Raw genomic sequence first — 1,074 nt, forward strand, 5'->3', positions numbered from 1 at the left:
CCAGGGCGATCGGTTACGGCAACACCACCGGGGACCTGCCCGTCATCGGCGACTGGAACGGCGACGGCATCGACACCCAGGGCCTCGCCCGCTAGACCCACTTCAGCGGCGCGCATCCCCGAAGGGGGCGGACTCCATGTCCGCCCCCTTCTCGCGTTTCCGTCCGCGGGCGATCGGCCGCGCCCCCTTTCTCGCCCGCCTGCGCGTTTCGCCGGCCCGATAACGCAGGGCCGAATCGTCTTTCTGAAGCGGTCGTTTCTGGAGCGAACTTAAAGCGAAGTTGTAGAGCGCCGCCCGACTCTATGAATGTGCTCGAAAACGCAGAAACGACCGTAAATAGTTTGGAAGGGATCCAATGAGCATCTCAGCTCGGCTCCGCAGCCGCCTCACCCGTCTCGTCGCCACCTCCGCGATGGTCGGCGCCGCGTTCACCGGCGTCGCCGTGGTCCAGGCCCCGCAGGCGAGCGCGGCGTCCAGTGTCGACGGCACCATCACCGCGTCCGAAGTGATCGCCCGCGCGTGGGACTGGGTCAACCGGCGGCCCTACATCAAGTACGACGCCAGCGGCAACACGAGCGCTCCCGATGTCTCGGGCCGCAACTACCGGCCCGACTGCTCGGGTGCCGTCTCCATGGCGTGGCACCTCGGCACCAGCCTGACCACCGCGACCCTGCCGGGCCGCGCGCCCAACGTGATCTCCTCCTCCCCCTCCAGCTCGACCGACCTGCGCCCGGGTGACCTGCTCAACGTCAACAACGGCAACGGCCACCACGCCGTCCTGTTCGACCACTGGGAACCGGACCACGTCCACTTCTCGGTCTTCTCCTTCGGCGGCGGCGCCGACGGGAACTCGCCGCCCACGCACGAGACCGGCAGGACCTTCAGCGGGACCGTCGGCGGTCACCCCGGTTACGTCTACACCGCCTACCGCTACGACAAGGTCGTCCAGGACGGCGGCGATCTGGGGGTCCTGGAGTATTACTTGTCGGACAGTCTGGATTCCAGTGTCGCGACGCGTCCGGTGATCTATTACGGCAGCAGCCCGCAGATCCCGATCGTGGGTGACTGGAACGG

Annotated in this window: 1 protein-coding gene; it reads left to right on the top strand. The window is 67.3% G+C overall.

All coding sequences use genetic code 11. The features are described from left to right. Positions 1-355: 355 nt before the first annotated feature. The coding region (locus ACGFIV_RS36295; RefSeq protein WP_358562420.1) for a hypothetical protein at positions 356-1,074 on the top strand (719 nt) is incomplete at its 3' end.

The sequence above is a fragment of the Sphaerisporangium sp. NPDC049003 genome (genome assembly GCF_043197795.1).
GTDB lineage: Bacteria > Actinomycetota > Actinomycetes > Streptosporangiales > Streptosporangiaceae > Sphaerisporangium.